The sequence below is a fragment of the Anabaena sp. UHCC 0204 genome, from assembly GCF_009711975.1.
Classification (GTDB): domain Bacteria; phylum Cyanobacteriota; class Cyanobacteriia; order Cyanobacteriales; family Nostocaceae; genus Dolichospermum.
Map to the genome: position 1 here is coordinate 1 of NZ_VIKW01000039.1, position 20,650 is coordinate 20,650.

19 protein-coding genes are annotated in these 20,650 nt (G+C 37.4%); 7 read left to right on the top strand and 12 right to left on the bottom strand.

Annotation, left to right across the window (positions count from 1 at the left end; all coding sequences use genetic code 11):
• Window positions 1-2,374 (bottom strand): GH116 family glycosyl hydrolase (locus tag FJR04_RS21700; protein ID WP_168498676.1); only part of this gene is annotated, 2,374 nt, incomplete at its 3' end.
• Window positions 2,375-2,605: 231 nt separating this feature from the next.
• On the opposite strand from FJR04_RS21700, the gene FJR04_RS21705 reads away from it, so the two are divergent.
• The 4 genes from FJR04_RS21705 to FJR04_RS21720 all read left to right on the top strand — a co-directional run bounded on the left by FJR04_RS21705 (window position 2,606) and on the right by FJR04_RS21720 (window position 4,669).
• A complete protein-coding gene (locus tag FJR04_RS21705) occupies window positions 2,606-2,842 on the top strand; it encodes a hypothetical protein (protein ID WP_168498753.1) in 237 nt (78 codons plus the stop codon).
• A gap of 35 nt (window positions 2,843-2,877) precedes the next feature.
• Window positions 2,878-3,123, top strand: coding sequence for a type II toxin-antitoxin system HicB family antitoxin (locus tag FJR04_RS21710; RefSeq protein ID WP_168498678.1), 246 nt, complete (start codon window positions 2,878-2,880; stop codon window positions 3,121-3,123).
• A gap of 167 nt (window positions 3,124-3,290) precedes the next feature.
• Window positions 3,291-3,809, top strand: coding sequence for a DUF29 family protein (locus tag FJR04_RS21715; RefSeq protein WP_168498680.1), 519 nt, complete (start codon window positions 3,291-3,293; stop codon window positions 3,807-3,809).
• Window positions 3,810-4,150: 341 nt separating this feature from the next.
• Complete coding sequence (locus FJR04_RS21720) at window positions 4,151-4,669, top strand: DUF29 family protein (RefSeq protein WP_168498682.1); 519 nt, start codon at window positions 4,151-4,153, stop codon at window positions 4,667-4,669.
• Between the two features lie 123 nt (window positions 4,670-4,792).
• Here FJR04_RS21720 and FJR04_RS21725 read toward each other — a convergent pair whose 3' ends face one another.
• The 3 genes from FJR04_RS21725 to FJR04_RS21735 form a co-directional block, all read right to left on the bottom strand.
• Window positions 4,793-6,343 (bottom strand): hydantoinase B/oxoprolinase family protein, encoded by a 1,551-nt coding sequence (locus FJR04_RS21725; protein WP_168498684.1) that lies wholly within the window; start codon window positions 6,341-6,343, stop codon window positions 4,793-4,795.
• A 176-nt stretch (window positions 6,344-6,519) separates the two neighbouring features.
• On the bottom strand, window positions 6,520-8,619 hold the full coding sequence (locus FJR04_RS21730; protein ID WP_168498686.1) for a hydantoinase/oxoprolinase family protein: 2,100 nt from the start codon (window positions 8,617-8,619) through the stop codon (window positions 6,520-6,522).
• 197 nt (window positions 8,620-8,816) lie between these two features.
• Window positions 8,817-10,028 carry an HhoA/HhoB/HtrA family serine endopeptidase gene (locus FJR04_RS21735; protein WP_168498688.1) on the bottom strand — a complete coding sequence of 404 codons (1,212 nt, stop codon included), beginning with the start codon at window positions 10,026-10,028 and terminating at the stop codon, window positions 8,817-8,819.
• Window positions 10,029-10,273: 245 nt separating this feature from the next.
• Here FJR04_RS21735 and FJR04_RS21740 point away from each other — a divergent pair, with 245 nt between their 5' ends.
• Both FJR04_RS21740 and menH read left to right on the top strand, forming a co-directional pair.
• Window positions 10,274-10,642: a metal-sensitive transcriptional regulator gene (locus FJR04_RS21740; protein WP_168498689.1), complete on the top strand. Its 369-nt coding sequence runs from the start codon at window positions 10,274-10,276 to the stop codon at window positions 10,640-10,642.
• Between the two features lie 24 nt (window positions 10,643-10,666).
• Window positions 10,667-11,473 (top strand): 2-succinyl-6-hydroxy-2,4-cyclohexadiene-1-carboxylate synthase, encoded by an 807-nt coding sequence (menH, locus tag FJR04_RS21745; protein ID WP_168498691.1) that lies wholly within the window; start codon window positions 10,667-10,669, stop codon window positions 11,471-11,473.
• A gap of 239 nt (window positions 11,474-11,712) precedes the next feature.
• Here the strand turns inward: menH and ftsE are convergent, their stop codons facing one another.
• From ftsE to FJR04_RS21780, 7 genes are all read right to left on the bottom strand, one after another.
• Window positions 11,713-12,450 (bottom strand): cell division ATP-binding protein FtsE, encoded by a 738-nt coding sequence (ftsE, locus tag FJR04_RS21750; protein WP_168498693.1) that lies wholly within the window; start codon window positions 12,448-12,450, stop codon window positions 11,713-11,715.
• 167 nt (window positions 12,451-12,617) lie between these two features.
• Window positions 12,618-13,367 carry a WecB/TagA/CpsF family glycosyltransferase gene (locus FJR04_RS21755; RefSeq protein ID WP_168498695.1) on the bottom strand — a complete coding sequence of 250 codons (750 nt, stop codon included), beginning with the start codon at window positions 13,365-13,367 and terminating at the stop codon, window positions 12,618-12,620.
• A 150-nt stretch (window positions 13,368-13,517) separates the two neighbouring features.
• The gene (locus tag FJR04_RS21760; protein WP_168498697.1) at window positions 13,518-14,123 is read right to left on the bottom strand and encodes a TIGR04282 family arsenosugar biosynthesis glycosyltransferase; all 606 of its coding nucleotides are present in this window, start codon (window positions 14,121-14,123) and stop codon (window positions 13,518-13,520) included.
• Window positions 14,120-14,824: a 16S rRNA (uracil(1498)-N(3))-methyltransferase gene (locus FJR04_RS21765; protein ID WP_168498699.1), complete on the bottom strand. Its 705-nt coding sequence runs from the start codon at window positions 14,822-14,824 to the stop codon at window positions 14,120-14,122. Before FJR04_RS21765 ends, FJR04_RS21760 begins: the two co-directional genes overlap by 4 nt.
• A gap of 19 nt (window positions 14,825-14,843) precedes the next feature.
• Window positions 14,844-15,311, bottom strand: coding sequence for a DUF29 domain-containing protein (locus FJR04_RS21770; protein WP_168498701.1), 468 nt, complete (start codon window positions 15,309-15,311; stop codon window positions 14,844-14,846).
• 419 nt (window positions 15,312-15,730) lie between these two features.
• On the bottom strand, window positions 15,731-17,644 hold the full coding sequence (sir, locus tag FJR04_RS21775; protein ID WP_168498718.1) for a sulfite reductase, ferredoxin dependent: 1,914 nt from the start codon (window positions 17,642-17,644) through the stop codon (window positions 15,731-15,733).
• Window positions 17,645-17,849: 205 nt separating this feature from the next.
• On the bottom strand, window positions 17,850-18,383 hold the full coding sequence (locus tag FJR04_RS21780) for a hypothetical protein (protein ID WP_168498720.1): 534 nt from the start codon (window positions 18,381-18,383) through the stop codon (window positions 17,850-17,852).
• Window positions 18,384-18,633: 250 nt separating this feature from the next.
• Here FJR04_RS21780 and FJR04_RS21785 point away from each other — a divergent pair, with 250 nt between their 5' ends.
• Window positions 18,634-19,569 (top strand): ADP-ribosylglycohydrolase family protein, encoded by a 936-nt coding sequence (locus FJR04_RS21785; protein WP_168498722.1) that lies wholly within the window; start codon window positions 18,634-18,636, stop codon window positions 19,567-19,569.
• 57 nt (window positions 19,570-19,626) lie between these two features.
• Here FJR04_RS21785 and FJR04_RS21790 read toward each other — a convergent pair whose 3' ends face one another.
• Window positions 19,627-20,643, bottom strand: coding sequence for a sigma factor-like helix-turn-helix DNA-binding protein (locus FJR04_RS21790; RefSeq protein ID WP_168498724.1), 1,017 nt, complete (start codon window positions 20,641-20,643; stop codon window positions 19,627-19,629).
• Window positions 20,644-20,650 lie beyond the last annotated feature (7 nt).

A 20,650-nucleotide genomic window follows, 5' to 3' on the forward strand; every position in this document is an offset into this window, starting at 1 on the left:
GGTATTGAATGAGTAAATAAATTCCCCAAATAGCCATAGCGCGGAGATAGGTACTAGCGCGGAAAGTACCATTAGCGGTAATTGCTTCCGGGGTGCGGAATTGCAAACCATTGTCGTAAATTTGCCTAACCACAGCCTCAGTTAACTGCATGGCTTCATTTTTCATCTCCATTTGCACCAGGAAGGCTGCTAGACCAAAATTGATTCCTGTCCAAACCTCCAAAGGATGTGTAGAATTGGGATTTTCTGGTAAACCATTGGGAAGAACACCGTTAGCAGCACCAAATTGACCATTTTGGAACTTGAGAAAACAGGAATCATAGACTTTTCTCAACGCAGAAATAGCATGATCATGGGGGACAATATCTGGTAAACTCAATAAACGAGCGTAAAATTGCCCACACAATTGATCAGCCATCACCACATCAGAACCACTTTCACTATCCAAACGGTAATATTCACCATTCCAAAGTTTGGCTTGGTATATTGGTTTAGATTCATTTAACCAAGTTTGATAAATTGATTTTTGCGTTTTTGTGTCTTTGTAGTCTGTTAGAATATCACTGATTGCGATCGCACTTTCTAAAGCAGCTAACCACAAACCACCACAATAAGCACTCACACCTTGTAAACGCCAATCATCGAAAGTTTGGTCAGGAGCGCCGGAATTTTCTGGTATACTGTCACCATCGAGATCAAATGTTTTCACATAATCGAGAGTTTGGACAATAGCATCCCAACAATCTGCTAAAAATTGGATATCATTTGCACCAGTGAAGAGAAAATCTCGATATACCTGCAAAACAAAATCACAACCTAAATCTTTCCACAGATTACAATCTTGATAACTAGTGTAATTGGTTTTTTCCCAAACCCATTCATTGGGTGCGCCTAAATCGTGGGGTGTCGCACCGGCAACTTTACGAACTGCGAGGGGACTTTCAGATTTGATAGTCAAATAATAACCGATAATTCTAGTTCTATCATCACTTTGGGGAATTGCTCTGGCAAAAGCGCGAATTACCGATTTTTCCAATTCAGGAAATAACATCAACAGTCCAAAAGAACCGTATAACCGCACATCTAAACTTTCATACCAACGGTAATCTAAACATTCTAACACAGCGAATTGACCAACGGGATCAATTTCTGAGGCGGCATTCCAGAGAGTTCCTCCGCTGGTTAAATCGTAGAGTTCGTTAAATAAAGCCATTTTGAACCAGTCAGGTAAATCTGCTTTTTCTAAAATGGGATTTTGCCAATTTTGGATGAGCGATCGCCAATTCTGATATTCTTTAAGTGCAGTAGTCGCAATCTGCCAAGCATTCTCACCATTACAACCAAAAAAATCTGTATATCTGCGGTAATAGTTCACTCCTGCTGCAAATTCTGTGACGGGAAAATCCCAACTTAGCACAAAAGGAACTTCCAAATTTTCCCCAGGTTGCAAAGTAAAACGCACCGCAATTGCTGCACCTAAACGAGTATTTTCATCTGCGGGAGTTTCATCTATATAATTAGGTAAAGAACCATTTTCAGAAAAACTTTGCCAAATATCTTCACCATTACCCACAGGATTAAATCGGGAATGATGAAATATTTCCACTTGAGGATTTTTTAAAGTTGAAATACACCAAGTTCCGTCACCTTCTTGAACAGTTTGATTATTAGAAACTTGACCTAAAACACAACCAAAATATTGATCATCTTCTGCTAGACAATTATAATTTCCTTGACTTTCTCCCCAACGTGGTAGATATTCATAAACTGGACTACCATCATCTCTCACTCTAACTTCGGGAGATTTTAAAGTATTAGTAAACCAACCCACCATGTTTTCCCAAGTTAGCATGATGCTAATAGTAATTGGTGCATTTGTGGGGTTATGTGCTTTCCACGAAAAAACCGCGACAGGATAACTAGTTTCTTGATAATTATCTGCCCAAATTGGCGAAAATTGCTCACAGATTAATTGTGATTTAAAGACATTTTCATAAACAAACCAACTGCGGGGATAAAGTGCGTGATATGTTCCTGAATTCTGTTCCTCAGATGTTGGATACCATTGCCAAGATTGCAGTGTATGATCTTCTGGAGGTTGGGTAGATAATGCGTAAGCTTGTCCAGATTCAAAAACACTAAATTGACAAGCAGGAACATTTTTGAAAGTATGTTCTCCCCCGTCAATGTGCCACAGGTTAAAGTCTCCCCGTGAAGAACGTCCTATACACCCTGCACCAAAGCCACCAAGGGGCATTCCGTGCCAGGGACCATCATCAATATTACTAGGATAACGGACGGTGTAGGGCTGATCCCAGCCTAAGCCAATGGGACGTTTCCAGGCGCAGGGGGGTATTTGGGGGTGGTTTGTCATGGTTTGAGTTTCACGGTTGACGCTAATGAAGACTAGCGCGATGTGTGATTTTTCTCAAGTCGTTAGGAAAATATTTTTATTATTTTCGGAAGTTAGAAAAAAAGGGAGGTTTATATTTTTATTTCGTGCAAAGAGGCAAAGGAGCAAAGACGCAAAGGTTTAAATTATATTCTTGTAGTTTTAACTTATATGTTAGAATATAAACATCCCCAAAGTAATAAAAATACGCCCATGATTACTCAAGTGATGATTCAACCCTCATCCTGGGTAGAGTCAGGAATCGAAATCAGCAAAGTTAGAAATTTGAATTTATTTAAATTTAGTTCAGAATTACAATCTCGGTTAGATGAACTTTCTGAGAAAAATAAAGCAGGAATGTTAAACTCAAAAGAAGAGGCTGAATTAACAGGAATATTAGAACTGGATAGGATTTTTACTTTGCTGAATGCAAAAATAATTGCTGAGTAATGACTTTGATTTTCATTTATAAGGAAATACTAAAAATGTTGGCAAGTTACATTGATAAAGCAATGGAATTAGCAGTTTATGAAATTATTGAAGACGATAGTAGTTATTGGGGTGAAATTCCTGGTTTACAGGGAGTATGGGCAAATTATCAAACCTTAGAAGGTTGTCGTCGTGAATTAAGAGAAGCATTAAGTGATTGGTTAGCTTTGCGTTTACGTTTAGGGTTAAATATTCCTGTAATTGAGGATATTAATTTAAATCAAATTACACAGTTTGTATAAAATGCCTAGACTAACACCTGTTTCTCAAAATTATTTGATCAACGACAAGCTGGAGTTTCTAGAGAAGAATGGTTAGGAGGATAGAATAATGTTAAGCAAATTAGGAGATGAATTCTTGAATTTTGCTATATTAAATGTAGTTGAGTTAATTTGAGGTTAATACAAAAATGACACAGGAATTAATAGACCTCAGAAATAGTATTTTAGAACAGCGTTATGCCGATGCTTTAGCTATTGTTGATGAGTTAGAGGGGATGAGTAAAAAAGCAATTATACAACAAATAAAGTCTTTTTTAAAGATTTTACTAATACATCTCATTAAAAATCAAATTGAACAACGGCTAACCAATTCTTGGGCAGCTTCTATTAGAAATGCAGTGGTAGGAATTCAAGATATCAACTTGAAGGAAAATAAAAAATCCTATTATATTAATGTTGATGAATGGGAAGATTTAATTTTAGAGGAAGTTATAGAAAAAGCTATAGCTGATGCTAGTGATGAGGTTTTAAATGGTGCATATAATCAATTTCAATTGGAGGAAATCATTGATAAACCGGAGTTGATAGCAAAAGGTTGTCAATTTTTAGGTTTGACTTATGAACATTCGGCTAAAAGTTTACCGAAAGCGATCGCGGAAGTTTTAATACAGTTACCCGGTGGGGAAAGTTGGTTTAATCGTAAGTAGTTAACGATCCCCTAGTCGAAGATCCCCAACTTCTTATTTTAATTGTAATTTTTACTAAAGATTAAAGTAAGAATTCGGGGATCTAAATTGCAGGTTTAGCGACGTGCAAAGATTGGGAAAAAGGCGTTGCTGATAGCCTGCGTGGCGATAGCCATATTGAAGTATGAAATTGAAAAATCAAAGATTTCAAACTCTTACTCTCTGTGACTGGAGCGCCTCTGCGTGAAACAAAATCATACTCTTAATCAGCAACGCCTAACAAAAAAATATTTATTTTTATTTTGGCATATTTAGGTATAATTTGGATAGATATGTTGAATTAATTTGAGGTTAATACAAAAATGACACAGGAATTAATAGACCTCAGAAATAGTATTTTAGAACAGCGTTATGCCGATGCTTTAGTTATTGTAGATGAGTTAGAGGGGATGGGTAGACAAGGTATTTTAAGAAATATTCAATCTTTCTTAGTTAAATTAATAATTCATCTGATTAAGAATCAAGTAGAACAACGTTTAACTAATTCTTGGGCAAATTCGATTCGTAGTTCAATTCGAGAAATCAAGAAAATAAATTTGCAAGACAATAAAAGTTCTTATTATGTCAAGATAGATGAATGGGACTTAATGCTAGAAGAAGAATTTGAAGAAGCTATTCGTGATGCTAGTGATGAGGTAATGAATGGTATTTACAGTCCATTTAAACTTGCCGAAATGGTAGATAAAGAACAGATAATTAATCAAGCCAAAGTTCTCTTAAAATTGACTTATGAATATTCAGTTAAGGAATTACCGGCTGTAATTGATGATTATTTAACTCAATTACCTGGTGGTGAAGATTGGAAGTTAGGAAAAAGGTAAGGTTTATATTTATAGGACTTACGCACAAGTTACGGAATAATGAACCACGAAGACACGAAGAACACGAAGGAATGAGAGTTTCAGAGATATTTTGCGTAAGTCCTAATTTAGTTTCGCTTACCTTCACGACGACTTACCAAATCCTCCACCTCCAGGAGTTTCTATCACAAAAACATCCCCAGATTGCATCTCTGCTGTAGCTGTACTATCTAAATACTCCTCAGTGCCATTTTCACGTTTTATCCAGTTTCTTCCTACTTTTCCCTCTTCTCCACCATGTAAACCAAAGGGAGGAATTAAACGATGGCTAGAAAGAATATTAGCTGTCATTGGTTCTAGAAATTTAATGCGACGAATTACCCCATTACCCCCTACATATTTTCCTTTACCACCACTATGAGAACGCAGACTAAAACTTTCTACTTGTACAGGATAGCGGGTTTCTAAAACTTCTGGATCTGTCAAGCGAGAATTAGTCATGTGGGTATGAACTGCATCAGTACCATCAAAATCAATTCCTGCACCAGAACCACCACAAATAGTTTCATAATATTGATATTTTTGGTTTCCAAAAGTGAAATTATTCATTGTTCCTTGGGAAGCAGCCATTACACCCAAAGCACCATATAAAGCATCAACAATAGTTTGAGAAGTTTCCACATTTCCTGCTACAACGGCGGCGGGATAAATGGGGTTTAACATACAACCTTCTGGAATAATAATTTCTAAAGGTTGCAAACACCCAGCATTGAGAGGAATATTATCATTAACTAATGTTCTAAAGACATATAAAACCGCAGCTTGAGTTACAGCTTTGGGAGCATTAAAGTTACTATTTAATTGTGTAGAAGTACCAGTAAAATCAATTTTAGCACTGCGATTTTCACGATCAATTGTTACCTTAACTTGAATTTTTGCGCCATTATCCATTTCATAAATAAATGCACCGTTTTTTAAAACATCAATTGCTCGCCTAACAGACTCTTCTGCATTATCTTGAACAAACTGCATATAAAGTTTTACAGTTTCTAGTCCATATTGATTGACCATTTTTAACAATTCTTGTACACCCCTATTATTGGCAGCAATTTGAGCCTTAAAATCTGCTATATTTTGATCAGGATTTCGGCTAGGATAGGAATGATTTAATAAAAAATTTCTCACTTCTAATTCTTGAAAATCTCCCTTATTAACTAAGAGAAAATTATCAAAAATAATTCCTTCTTCTAAGATAGTGCTACTATGGGGAGGCATAGAACCGGGAGTGATCCCACCAATATCTGCTTGATGTCCACGGGAAGCAACATAAAAGATAATTTGTTTATTTTCAGTATCAAAAATGGGCGTAATAGCGGTGACATCAGGTAAATGTGTACCCCCGTTGTAGGGGTTATTTGATAAATACACATTTCCTGGTTTGATATTATTCCCTTCAGCATTAATTAAACTGCTGACACTTTCACTCATAGAACCTAAATGCACAGGAATATGAGGAGCATTAGCAACCAATAAACCCGAACTATCAAAAATCGCACAGGAAAAATCTAACCTTTCTTTAATATTCACTGATGCGGCTGTGTTTTGTAGTACAATTCCCATTTGTTCAGCGATAAATTGATAGAGGTTTTTGAAAATTTCTAAACGAACAGGATCTGGTTGAGACATAGAATACATAATTAATTTCCTCTTAACGAATCACATTTTTCGACATCAATAAATACTTTTCTGGTTTCTTTTTTCTCTGCGCTCTCTGCATCTCTGTGGTTAGGTTAAAAAATAATTCATAAAATAAACCACAAAGAACACAAAGGTAAGAGGAGTGAAGAGAGATTTTTTATGGGTGATGATAATTAGTTAATACGTTCCACAATTAAATGATTTTGTTCATTTAACTGTGCTTTCCAATTAGGTTCAACTACAATTGTGCTGATTTTCTCGACAATAATTGCAGCACCTTTTATAGAATCTCCAGGTTGTAAATCTTCTCGTCTATAAACTGGTGTATTATGCCATTTATCAGCCGTAAATATCTTGACATTTTCTACAGGTTTGGGTTTCTCTTTTAATGTTCTTTGCCGAATAATGACAGGTTCTTCAGGAGTATCCATTTTTTGCACAACTTCCACAGAAATAGATTCTACAATTAAAGGTTTTTCTGTTTGTATAAAACCATATCTTAACCTATGTTCATTTTCAAACTGGTTTCGCATTTCTGCTACAGCTGTAAAAAAGTCAACTGTTAAAATTGAATTAGTTCCTGCATATTTCAAATTGACTTTATTAATTACCTCTAGTTGTAAATTACTATCCTCCTGGTTTAACTCTTTTTTTGCTGCAATTTCCAAATATTTAACTAACTGCTCTAATTCAGGAATTAATGTTGGAGTTAAATGTTTTTCGACTCCGGTAATTTTATTTGCTCTCACATCTGCTAAACCCATTCCATAAGCAGAAAGTACACCAGCAAAAGGATGTAAAAATATTTTTTTCATCCCTAAAGTATCAGCAATTAAACAAGCAACTTGTCCACCTGCACCACCAAAACAACATAGTGCATATTCACTAATATCATAACCTCGTTGGAGGCTAATTTTTTTAATCGCATTAGCCATATTTTCCACAGCAATACTAATAAAACCTGCTGCTACTTGTTCAGGGTTTCTATTATTTTCGGTGAAAGATGCAATATTTTCAGCTAATTGTATAAATTTCTGATTTACTATTTTTTTATCTAAGGGTAAATTACCTTCGTTACCAAAAACTGCGGGAAAATATTGGGGTTGAATTTTCCCTAACATGACGTTAGCATCTGTAACTGTTAATGGTCCACCACGACGATAGGAAGCAGGACCAGGATTTGATCCAGCAGACTCTGGTCCTACACGATAGCTAGAACCATCAAAATATAAAATTGAACCACCTCCCGCAGCGATGGTATTAATTGCTAAGACGGGAACTCGCATTCTTGCACCGGCAATTTCTGAGTCTAATTGTCTTTCATATTCTCCTTTAAAATGGGCAACATCTGTACTTGTTCCTCCCATATCAAAGGTGATTATTAATTCAAAACCTGCTCTTTTACTGGTTTGTACTGCACCGACAATCCCCCCAGCCGGACCACTTAAAATGCTATCTTTACCTTGAAATTTTTCGGCATCAGTTAATCCTCCATCAGATTTCATAAACATTAATTTTACATTTGGTAATTGACTAGCTACTTGGTTTACATAACGACGAAGAATGGGAGTTAAATAGGCATCAACAACGGTGGTATCTCCTCGACTGACGAGTTTCATTAATGGACTAACTTGATGGGATACAGAAATTTGTGTAAAGCCAATTTCTTGAGCAATTTGGGCTATTTGTTGTTCGTGTTTGGGATAGCGATCGCTGTGCATAAACACAATGGCACAACTTCTAATTCCTGTATTATAAACTGTTTGCAAATCATGTTTAACTTTTTCAGGATTTACTGATATTAATTCATGTCCATGAGCATCATATCTTTCATCTACTTCAATTACTTGTTCATAAAGTATGGTAGGCAAAATAATCTGACGAGCAAAGATATTCGGACGATTTTGATAGCCAATTCGTAACGCATCTTTAAAGCCTTTGGTAATGATTAAAACTACCCTGTCTCCATGTCTTTCTAACAGTGCATTTGTTGCTACTGTTGTTCCCATTTTCACTACCTCTATAGTTTGATAGGGAATAGGTTCATTAGCAGAAATACCGATAATATCCCGAATTCCTTGAATAACTGCATCTTGATATTGTTCAGGATTTTCTGAAAGTAATTTATAGACTATAATCCATTCTTGGTTAGGGAGAGGAATAATTAAAAAACGTTCTTGATGTTTTGAAAGTCTGTTTATTATTGTTTGATTATTAGTAACAGCAACTATATCTGTGAATGTGCCACCTCTGTCAGCAAAAATTTTCAGCATTTTTCTATTTATTGGTGTTGGGCTAATAAATAGACTAACTGATAAATAGTATTTCTATTTCAATTCTGGAAAATTTGAACTACAGATGTAAAAAATTAGTTATCTGATTCTGGGGATAAGTTAATCTATAAATATGGAAAGAATTTCTACAGATATAGTCAGGGGTACACCGAAGCATACCCCATACTCAAAAGTAACTAAGAAATGTCTTTCAATTCAGCGGTACGGACTGAAAGCATTTGTGTTTGACTACCTCTTTGGACTTTTATTTGCAACATTTGACCCAGGGTACTGTCTTCTACTACCCTTTGCAACTGTTCAGCACTGGTGATTGCTTTATTATCAATTTGGACAATCACATCTCCGCGACGAATACCCGCAGTTGCAGCAGGAGAGTTAGGGACAACCCGCATTACCAAAACACCTTTAACTTCAGGAATCGCAAACATAGAGTTGGGATCACTGTTATTTTGTTTTGCTAATTCCGGTGTTAATGTTACCATTTGCACACCTAAATAAGGGTGAGCAACTTTGCCATCTCGTTGTAATTGTACGGCGATCGCTTTAGCTTTATCAATAGGAATTGCAAACCCAATCCCCATCGCATCTGCGCGAATTGCGGTATTAATCCCAATCACTTCTCCTAAACCATTTAGTAATGGTCCACCGGAGTTACCAGGGTTAATAGCTGCGTCAGTTTGAATGAAGTCTAAGCGTTTATCGCTGATACCAACTTGGGCGCTAGAACGTTTCAATGTGCTGACAATGCCCAAGGTGACGGTATTATCAAATCCTAACGGATTACCGACAGCGATCGCCCAGTCTCCTACCTGAACATTACTAGAAGAACCCAAAGGTGCAATAGGTAAATCATTACCAGCATTTATTTTGACTACAGCCAAATCTGTAACCTCATCAATGCCTCTAACTTTACCTTCAAAAGTGCGACCATCTTTAAGACGGACTGTGACTTTATCAGCTTTATCAACTACGTGAGCATTGGTCAGAATTACTCCACTTTTATCGAGAATAAAACCAGAACCTAAACCCCGTAATTGTTCAGTTGGTGATTGTTGGGGAAAGCTATCACCAAAAAACCGCCGGAAAAATGGATCTTCCATTAAAGGATCATTTCGGCGAGTAATCGTTCGTTCTGTATCAATTCTGACTACTGCTGATCCCACACGATTCACCGCTGCTGTCACAAAACTACTACTACCAATGACAGATGTAGCCGGCAATGACTTTTGAGCAACTTTTGTTGATGACTCAGTGACAGGAGTTGGACCCGGTTCTGCTACTGAAGGTAATACCTGTAGAGAGGTAACAGTCAACATCACTCCCATAAAAATCGCTAAAACATGGGTACTGAGTTGTCGGATAGACCGGGATAGTTTGGAAAATCGCATAATCACAACCTAATCTACAAGCCTAATTTTTACTGTTTCTTGATAAATCTATCTACACCTATTTTGACAGATCCGATCAGGATTCTGGTTTATTGACATTTTCACTCAACTTTAAGTTTCTGGGATTTTACGGAATCTCTGATTCACTTAGGTGTAGAGCATATTTTTTCATCTTCCCAGGCGATCGCTGGGTTAAAATATTAGTGAATGCCAAAATGCCAAAACAAATCTTAACATAATCACCCATGAATGGAGCAAACCCACTAACTAGCGAATCTTCATCTACATCAGAGCAAGCAGAACACACACACCATCACCACCAAGCCGATTCTGCTCATCCTCATGTCCACAGTGAAGAATCTTTACGGCGGATTATTAACCGACTTTCCCGTATAGAAGGACACGTTCGGGGCGTGAAAACTATGGTACAGCAAAATACCCCTTGTCCTGATGTATTATTACAAATTGCCGCTGTGCGTGGAGCATTAGATAAAGTAGCACGCATTGTCTTAGATGAACATTTAACCGAGTGTATTGCTAGAGCCGCCCAAGAGGGTAATATTGAGCTAGAAATTGAACAACTCAAAGCCGCTTTAGATAGATTTTTACCTTAATTTTTCACTGCTGGCTAACTGTTCATGACTCTGAATCAATATCAATTTCACTATTCTTTAACTCATCACCCAAACAAACCAATAATTCTGTTTTTACATGGTTTTATGGGTAATATTCATGAATTTAATGAAGTCATCGAATTACTAAATGATGATTTCTCCTATCTCATTCTTGATTTACCAGGACATGGTAAAACTCAGATTTTAGGTGATGATGAATGTTATCAAATGGCATCTACAGCCCAAGCTATTATTAACTTATTAGATGAATTAAGAATTGACCAATGTTTTTTAATTGGTTATTCCATGGGGGGAAGATTAGCTTTATATCTTTCCCTCCATTTTCCCCAGCGATTCATTAAAGTTATTTTAGAATCTGCTTCTCCAGGTTTAGCAACAGAAGCAGAACAATTAGCTAGAATCAAAAGTGATATTCAAATAGCTAGAAAATTAACCCGAATAATCAGTAAAGATGATTTTTATAACTTTCTCAATAATTGGTATCAACAGCCAATCTTTGGAAATATCAAAAATCATCCTCAATACCAATCTATGATAGAGACTAGATTAGCAAATCATCCTTTAAATTTAGTCAAATCATTGCAGTTTATGGGAACAGGTTCTCAACCTTGTTTATGGGAACTGTTACCTAAGAATACTATTCCTATCTTATTAATAGTTGGTGAAAAAGATGAAAAATTTATTGATATTAATATATTAATAAATGAGAAATGTAACTGTACTAAATTACAAATAATTCCTCAAGTTGGACATAATATTCATTTAGAAAATACTTTAGAATTTGTTCAGAATATTCAAAGCTTTTTCTGATAAATGCCATTTCTTCGTCTAACGAGGTAGAATAAGAAAGAATTAACCGCAGATGAACGCAGATAATTTTGTACCTCGTTAGACTAGTTCAGAGGGAACAGAAAAAACTCATGTTGAAAAACATCTTTTTTTTGACTGAGCTTTCAACTGGTGCAACTAAAGTTTCTTATCTGTTCCCTGTTCCCTATTCCCTATTCCCTATTCCCTATTCCCTCTTCCCTCTTCCCTTTTTTTTGTAACTATTTTCGATATAATTTCCCATCTTTAACTTGCACCACTGGATAATTACAGCGTCTGACTAACTGCTCATCATGGGTAGTGATAATCACCGTTGCACCAAAGGAATTTAACTTTTGAAAGATTTGAATTACTTGCCAAGAATTATCAGGATCAAGATTTCCCGTAGGTTCATCTGCTAATAATAAAGGTGGTGTTCCGACAATTGCTCGCGCAATACTTACTCGTTGCTGTTCACCCCCAGAAAGTTGATCAGGAAATCGGTCAGCTTTAGATAATAAACCCACCAATTTTAAAGTTGGTTCTAAACGACGTTGAATTTCTTTGCGGGTATAACCTTGTGCTTGCAATACAAAAGTTACATTTTCCGCGACTGTGCGCTGGGGAATGAGTTTATAATCTTGAAAAACAATCCCAATGCGCCGACGCAATAATGATAAATTATAGCTTTCTAAAGTAGCGACATTAATATCATCAACTATTACTTCTCCTTGGGTAGGTAATTCCGCACCATATAGCATTTTTAGAAGTGTGGATTTACCAGAACCACTAGCACCTGTAATAAATAAAAATTCTCCCTTTTTGACTTGGAGATTGACATCAAGTAAAGCGTGATGGCTATTATGAGGATAAGTTTTAGAAACAGAATGCAACTCTACCATTGTCCCAGTTTGACTTTGAGTTGTTTCCTCTTGACTATGAACTTTTTCAGTATTTCCCATGCTGGTGAATATTGGCATAGTTATAAGGATTTTGGTAGGTTGGGTTAAGCGACAGCGCCACCCAACAAATGCTTATAAATGTTGGTTTTCCTAAATTGAATCTTTAAAACTCTTACCTTTGCGTCTTTGCGCCTTTGCGTGAGACTAAAATTCATACCGTTAATCAGCAACGCCGACTTTTTTAACTATTCACATCTTACAGTCCAACGATAAACTAAAGATTTTAAGGCAAATTCTGGTAAAGCTAACATCCGTCGCCACCGCCAAGGTTCTTGATATAATCTATAGAGCCATTCTAAATTATTATTTGCTAACCAACCCGGAGCGCGTGTTTTTGTTCCTGACCAAATATCAAAACTACCACCAACACCTACCCAAATTGAATGGGGACATAAATGGCGGTTTTGAGCAATCCATAATTCTTGACGTGGTACTCCCAAACCAACAAATATCACCTGTGGCTGTAGTTGAGTGAGAGTTTGTAATAACTGTTGTTCTTCTTCTGGAAAATGATAACCAGAATGTGTACCTAATATTTGTAACTGGGGAAGTTGTTTTTGCCATAAATCTGCTGCTTTAGCGGCTACTCCCGGTGCGCCCCCATAGAAAAATATAGAAGCAGATTTTTTTTGTTGAGATACTACTTGTAAAAGATTTTCTGCTAATTCAATTCCTGGAAAGCGTTGTACATCTTGTCCTAATAAATATTGTAAATACAGAACAACTCCTGCTCCATCAGGAATTACTAATTCAGCATTTTGAATTACCTTTGATAGAGCGGGATTACGCTCTGCTTGCATGGTCATTTCTGCATTGAGCGTAACGACATGAGTTCCTTTCTCTTCTCTTAAACAATCTAGTAACCAGTCGGGATAATTTTTCATTATATGAACTGGTAAACCCAATACAGAAAACGCCTTAGGCAATTCAAACATAGTCTATTTAAAATTAAACTTAGAGGAAGTTTTATGAGTTTTAGTTTACCAAATTTTTTCCTCAATGGATGATTTAAATTTCCTATTGATTATGGTGGTGATTTCTGATATACTTAAGTATATATTATCAGTGAATATACTGTCTAATTATTAGGGCCGAAGATCCTCTGGACGATCAATATCCGCTAAAGGTTGCAGATAACCTATTGATAAATTCAATTTCTGGGCTTTTTCTACTGTTTTTGGGAATACTTGAGCCGTACCCCAATGAATATTCGTAAATAATTCTGGTATTGGTGGTTGTAAGCCTATTAAATAATAACCACCGTCTAGGGCTGGTCCTAATACGAGATTGCAAATCCGTAGTTGCTCAAAAGCTGTTGCTAAAACTTGGGAATTAACACCAGGACAATCTGTACCAATGATAATGGCTTGTTCTACATTTTGATTAAACGCACTTATAAGCGATCGCTCCATTCTTTCCCCTAAATCTCCCTCACCTTGAAATTGATATACTAAATCATTCCCTAACCAGTCTTGCATTTTTTCCAAATCACCACCTGTAAACCGTACTTCTACGGATACTTTGGTCATTTTTTGCAATTCTTTCACCTGAGAAATAGTATATTCAGTCATCTGCTTGTGCAAATTAGCAGCACCAACATCACCCAAAGCCGGGATAAGCCGGGTTTTTGTCTTTCCTGGTTCTGGATAACGGGTAAAAATAATTAGGTGTTGTTTTGGTGAAGTAATCATTCAAAATTCGCTGCTATTAAAGATACCGCAACTATAGGCGCTGTAACTGCACGAAGAATGCGACGACCCAGAGAAATAGGTGCAAATCCTGATTTTACAGCTATTTCTATTTCTTGATCTGTCCATCCTCCTTCAGGACCAATAGCGATCATAATATCATTGGCGGTGTTATTAATTACCTGGTTTAAATGGGGAAAATTACCACGGGCTTCACACAGATAACGGTGAGCAGCGATACTTTCCTTGACAGCGGTATTAAACGCTACAGGTTCTAAAATCGTAGGGACAAAAGCCCGTTCTGATTGTTCAGCCGCTTCTGAGGCTATGCGTCGCCAGCGTTCTAGTTTTTGGGGACTGGGATTTAATAAGGTGCGATCGCTCAAAACAGGTAAAATACAATTTACTCCCAATTCTGTACAACACCGGACAATCTCATCAAATCCATTTCCTTTCGGTAATGCCATCATTAAGGTGATAGATACAGGTAACTCTGTTTTCACCTCAAGTAGTTCTAAAACCTGTCCTTGTTCCCCTTGTACCTGCGCTAACCACCATTTACCCATACCATCCATAGCAATAAATTTATCATCATCTCGCAACCGCAACACCCGCAGCAAATAATGTTGTTGTTGGGGTGTTAATAAAAGTTGGGTGGCTTGGAGTTGATTGGGATTAATAGTAATGCGTTGGAGTTGAGACATAATGTGTCAGCATCAGGATTTAGAGACTAGGAAAATAATCACTATTAAGAATATCATCAGGAGTAAAAGGACATTGTTCCGGGAAAATCTCACTAGATAAACCTGATTTCTGAATTGCTTGTTTTCTAGCTTTGAGATAAACTGAATCTAAACAATTAAGAAAATAATTATAAAGTGTTTTAGAACGACAAGAAAATTCTAATTCATCTCGAAAATTAGAAATCTCATTTTTCCAACCTCGTTGACAAAATTCTTTTTCAGATTCCCAATAACAATAAAGTAAAAGATGAATTAATAATTGCTTGAGATAACTTTCTACCTTTCGTCTTTGTTCAATTCCCAAAGCTTCTATCTCTTCTACCAAATGTTGCCAATCTAAATTTTCAATATCTTGATTTTGTAATTGTTGAAGAGTTGTTTCTATCCATAAATAATAATCTTCTTCATAAAGGGTAGGTTGAATAGATGGAAAGATTTTTGTAGTCATACCTTATCCCTCAGAGAATATATACTAGAATTTCTTAGTTTAACGAGGTACAAATTCATCTGCATTTATCCTCTTCCATCTGCGGTTAATTCTTGCTTCTTGTACCGCACTTAAATAGGAATTGATATAATTAATTTTAACATAATTTCCAGCAGTTCAGAAATTTCATCTCACGCAAAAACTCCAAAAACAACTTTGCGTCTTTGCTACGGCAGTCGCTCATGGGGGAAACCCCCAAGACCGCGCTGCCTCGCCTTTGCGTGAGAATATCTGTCTAAGTAGGGGAACAGAAAAATTTAAAGGTATATGAAGAAAAGTAAAATCGCCCAAAACTCTCTTCTTCCTGTTCCCTGTTCCCTGTTCCCTGTTCCCTGTTCCCTGTTCCCTTGCCCCAACGACAATTTTTAACGCCCACCTACTTACAGAGTTTGGAAATACTTCTCCAAAGCCTCATGAACCAAATCAGTCATTGGCCGTTCTTGTTTTTCAGCAGTTTCCTTAAGTTGCGCGTAAAAATCATCCCGCAGACTGACTCTATGACGTGATTTACCGCTGCTAGTAGGTTCTCCTGGTGTGTAATTAGCCACAAATTCCCTAATCGCATCAAAACCCAATCTGTCGCAAAAATCCCCAAAACTTTCTTTGGGTGTGCGTGACTTTTTAAAGAAGACAAAAATCGGTTCTAGGAAACTTTCAATATCATTGTGGTGCAGTCTTTCCACAAAAGGTTGAGCCAAGCGGGTTTGATTTGGTGAACCACCCAACCACACTTGATAAGATTCCGCAGCACTACCAACAAAACCCAATTCTGCCATATAAGGACGAGCGCAACCATTAGGGCAGCCTGTCATTCTGACCACAAAATGTTGATTTTGTAAACCCAATTTATCTAATAAAGCCCGAATTCTTTCTAAAATTCCGGGAATTGCTCTTTCTGATTCTGTGATTGCTAAACCGCAGGTAGGCAAAGCCGGACAAGCCATAGCATAGCGGGTTAATGCTGCTATTTGGTCGGGATCAGCCACAACACTGCATTTGTCCAGGATCTCTTGAATGGCTGCTTTGTCTTCTGGTGCAATGTCGTAAAAAATCAGGTTTTGATTACCTGTGAGACGAATAGGGAGATTAAATTGTTCAACAATTGTCCGCAAAGCGGTTTTTAGTTGAAATGTCTCGTCATCTTTGACACGACCGTTATCAATGGAAATACCCAAGAAGAGTTTACCGTCTCCTTGTTCATTCCAGCCCAGGAAGTCTTTATATTTAAACTGGATCAGGGGTTTAAAAGGTTCGATCGCTTTACCGAAATATTCTTCTACCTTGGTGCGGAATTTATCTACACCCCAATCATTAATTAAATATTTTAACCTAGCGTGTCGTCTGTCGGTGCGATCGCCATAATCTCTTTGAGTGGCAACTATCGCTTTTACCAGATTATATACATCAGCTTTGGCTACATAACCAATAGGATCGGCAATTCTGGCAAAGGTTTCTTCCTTATTATGGGTTCTACCCAAACCACCACCAGCGAAGATATTAAATCCTGCTAATGCGCCTTTTTTATTAGTAATTACTACCAAAGTTAAATCTTGGGAATATAAATCAACGGAATTATCACCAGGGACTGTGACGCAAATTTTAAATTTGCGGGGCATATAATGAGTTCCATAGATTGGTTCTACGGAATCATGAATAATAGTGCCGTTACCGTTACTTTGTCGCGCTGCTTTGACATCTGGGTGTTCTTCGGCGCTAATGGCTTTTTCCCCATCTAACCAAATTTCATAATAAGCACCAGTTTGGGGAGAAAGTAAATCAGCGATATTTTGGGCATATTCCCAAGCATACTGATATTCTGAGCGATTTTTAAAGGGAGCAGGAGGAGCCATAACGTTGCGGTTAATGTCACCACAAGCACCCAGAGTTGAACCGAGATTTTGAACAATTGTAGCGATCGCTGTTTTTAAATGCTTTTTGAGAATACCATGTAACTGAAAGCCTTGGCGAGTAGTAGCTCTGAGGGTATGATTACCATATTCATCAGCTAGTTTGTCTAAAGCCAGATATAGCTGTGGTGGTACTAACCCCCCAGGATTTTTTGTCCGCAGCATAAACTGGTAATCTTTTTCCTGTCCCTTGACACGATTATCACGATTATCCTGTTGATAAGAACCGTGAAACTTGAGAATCTGAATTGCGTCTTCAGTAAAGTGGGTGGTGTCCTGGAGGATTTCAGTAGCTACAGGTTCACGCAAAAAATTACTATTTTCTTTGAGACCTTCGACTTTGGAAGGCTTACGATTGGTAAGCGGGGAAGCAGCAGAGTTAACCATTACAGTAGATACGTTTCTCAAATAAGGCGTAAGTTAAGGCCAAAGTAGGAAATTATTCGCACATCTTCAGCGAGATAACCCCGAAAAATTGGTCGGAACTATGAATAAGAATATAATTTTAACATTTAAAAACCCGGCTTCGTCGGTGATTCAACACTTCACAAAACCGGTTATGAGTTTTTCTGTAACTTCCCAATCTCCATGACTAGAAACTGTAGCCAATCCCAGCATTAATACTCACAGCAGAAGCAGGACTATTTTGATAAGCACGTAATCCAACCTTAGCGTTGGTATACAACAGGAAGTTTTTACCAACTTCAGATTCTACTCCCGCACCTACAACTACAGAATCTCTATTCCCCAAAGGTGTGGCTTTACCATCAGTTTCTACAAAAGAATAGCCACCGGTCAAAAAAGCATTAGTTCTATTCGCAATGGGTACGTCTACAGAAAGTTCTGGGATGATAGCACTCGTTTTATCACTCCAGAGGACGTTACCACGGGCAGAAAGTGGTGTATTTCCTAATTTCAATCTTCCTGTCAGATTACCACCCAAGTTAGGGGCATCATTTGTTTGTCCTCCTTCGGTGACACCAGCGGCTAAACCCACACCTACATAATTAGCATTAGTGCCTTTTTCGTTTTCAGCAAATGCTTTGCCATTTGTCATTAATACTGATGAAATCGTTAGGGAAGATAAGGCTGCTAAAGTCACAAATGATTTAAATAAATGTCGCATAAAATTAACCTGCTTGTAAATTTTTTCCTTTAATTACTATGTCGTATTCTCTTTTTAAATGTTCCAAAGATTTATAAAATTGCTGGAAATTAAGATAAGTTATTTAATCAATAGCGAAGAAGAAAGAGTTAACCGCAGATGGAAGATGATAAACGCAGATGAACGCAGATAAATTTGTACCTCGTTAAGAAGAAATGCTATATTTAGGGTAAATACTATATTTTTACGTCTTTAATATTGAGATAAAATTATGTCAACTGCTACTAAAGTTTTATCTGGTTTGATGGGTGTATGTGTCGGTGATGCTTTAGGTGTTCCTGTGGAATTTACTAGTCGTGCTGAACGCATGAAATCCCCAGTCACAACGATGCTAGGTTACGGGACATGGAATCAACCTCCCGGAACTTGGTCTGATGATAGTTCTTTAATGTTCTGTTTAGCAGCTTCTTTATGTAGTGGCTATTCTTTAGATGATATAGCCACATCATTTTGTTCCTGGTATCGAGAAAATTACTGGACGGCTCATGGTAACGTCTTTGATATTGGTAATACTACATACCAAGCTATTATCAATTTAGAGAAAGGGATTCTACCTTTAGAAGCAGGTGGAAGGAGTGAAAAAAGTAATGGTAATGGTTCATTAATGCGAATTTTGCCAATGGCTTATTTACACGAAACTTTGAGTTTTCCAGAATTAATTAACAGGGTACATCAGGTTTCTTGTATTACTCATGGCCATCTTCGATCGCAAATGGCTTGTGGGATTTATATTAGTATGGCAATAGAATTACTAAAAGGGGCTGATTTACTAACAGCTTATTTACAAGGTGTAGAGCAAATTCAAAAAATTTATAATGATAGTGAGTATTTTGAGGAAAAATCACATTTTCAGCGAGTTTTTAGCGGTAAAATTGCCGAATTACCGATAGAGGAGATTAATTCTGGTGGTTATGTAATTGACACCCTAGAAGCGTCTATTTGGTGTTTGTTAAATAGTTCGTCTTACGCTGAATCGGTTCTTAAAGCTGTGAATTTGGGAGGAGATACAGATACTACTGCTGCTGTGACGGGTGGATTAGCAGGAATTTATTACGGGGTGGAAAATATTCCCCCAGAATGGGTTGAACAAATTGCTCGCAAACAAGACATTATTGATTTAGCCAGTCGTTTTGCAGCAGCTTTGTGAAACAGTGGTTAGAGTAGGGAACTACTCCAACCAGCAAATATCCACATTTTCTTTAGGTCACACTAAAGACAGAGAGTAAACTTGTCCATCAATTAACAGTCGCGTAATTCCTTTAGCTTGTAAATGGTTACTAGCTTTATGGAGCATTTGACTGTCGGGAACTTTGATTACGCGATCGCGCTTGGTAGAAAAGCGTTTAGCTACTCTGTGGTTATCAAAAATCGGCAGAGTTTTCTGTTGATTTTCCAGACTAGGAATTTGACCTAAATCACCAAAATCCTTGAGTGGCCGAGTAATTAATTCCGCAGAGCGATCAATTACCAAATAGCAAGTTTTAGGTAAATGAGCAACTGACAATGGTAAAACTTGAACAGATGTTTCCCCATTTCTGCGTCTGGTGACTAGGGGTATTGGCTCTTCATAGTCTTCATCCTCAAAGTCCTCATCATCTCCATACAAATCATCATCTAAATCGTCATCATCTAAATCATCAGGTTCATCCAATAAGTCCTCATCCAAAATTTCCGCAAACAAACTCGGCTGTGAATTTCGAGTTTCTACCTCTAACTTTGGTTTAGGAATAATTGGCGTTTCCTGTGAGTTGTGTCTGACAATTTCTAACTCCTTCACAGCAGGAGGTTCTTTGACGACTGGAAGCTTGGGTTTTTCCACCGCTGAGGAGCGTGTTTTTACCCGTCTATTCGCTGGAATGGGTTGAGCGAAATCGCCATCACTATCACTATCATTTTGTGCTGCTATCTCCAGCTTTTCTGGTTCTGGGTTCAATAACTCCCCATAGCTGCTGGTACTAGTAGAAGTTGCTTCTTCAAATGGTGGTTGATTCAACAGTGGTAACTGCTCATAGCTTACCTGCGCTCTGCCTTCAGGGGTTCTGGCGGCGCGTTTTAAAGAGACGAGAAATTCATACTCTTCTTCTGGTAAGGTACTTTTGAGCAGTCGGCTAATTGTTGAGTTACTCACACCATAGCGTTCAGCCAAAGTCGAGGTTGTTTGAGCAGTTTCTCGATATAACTTGAGAATTTCTTGTTTGTCAGGATCTGTTAGTTTTCTCACGGTAGAC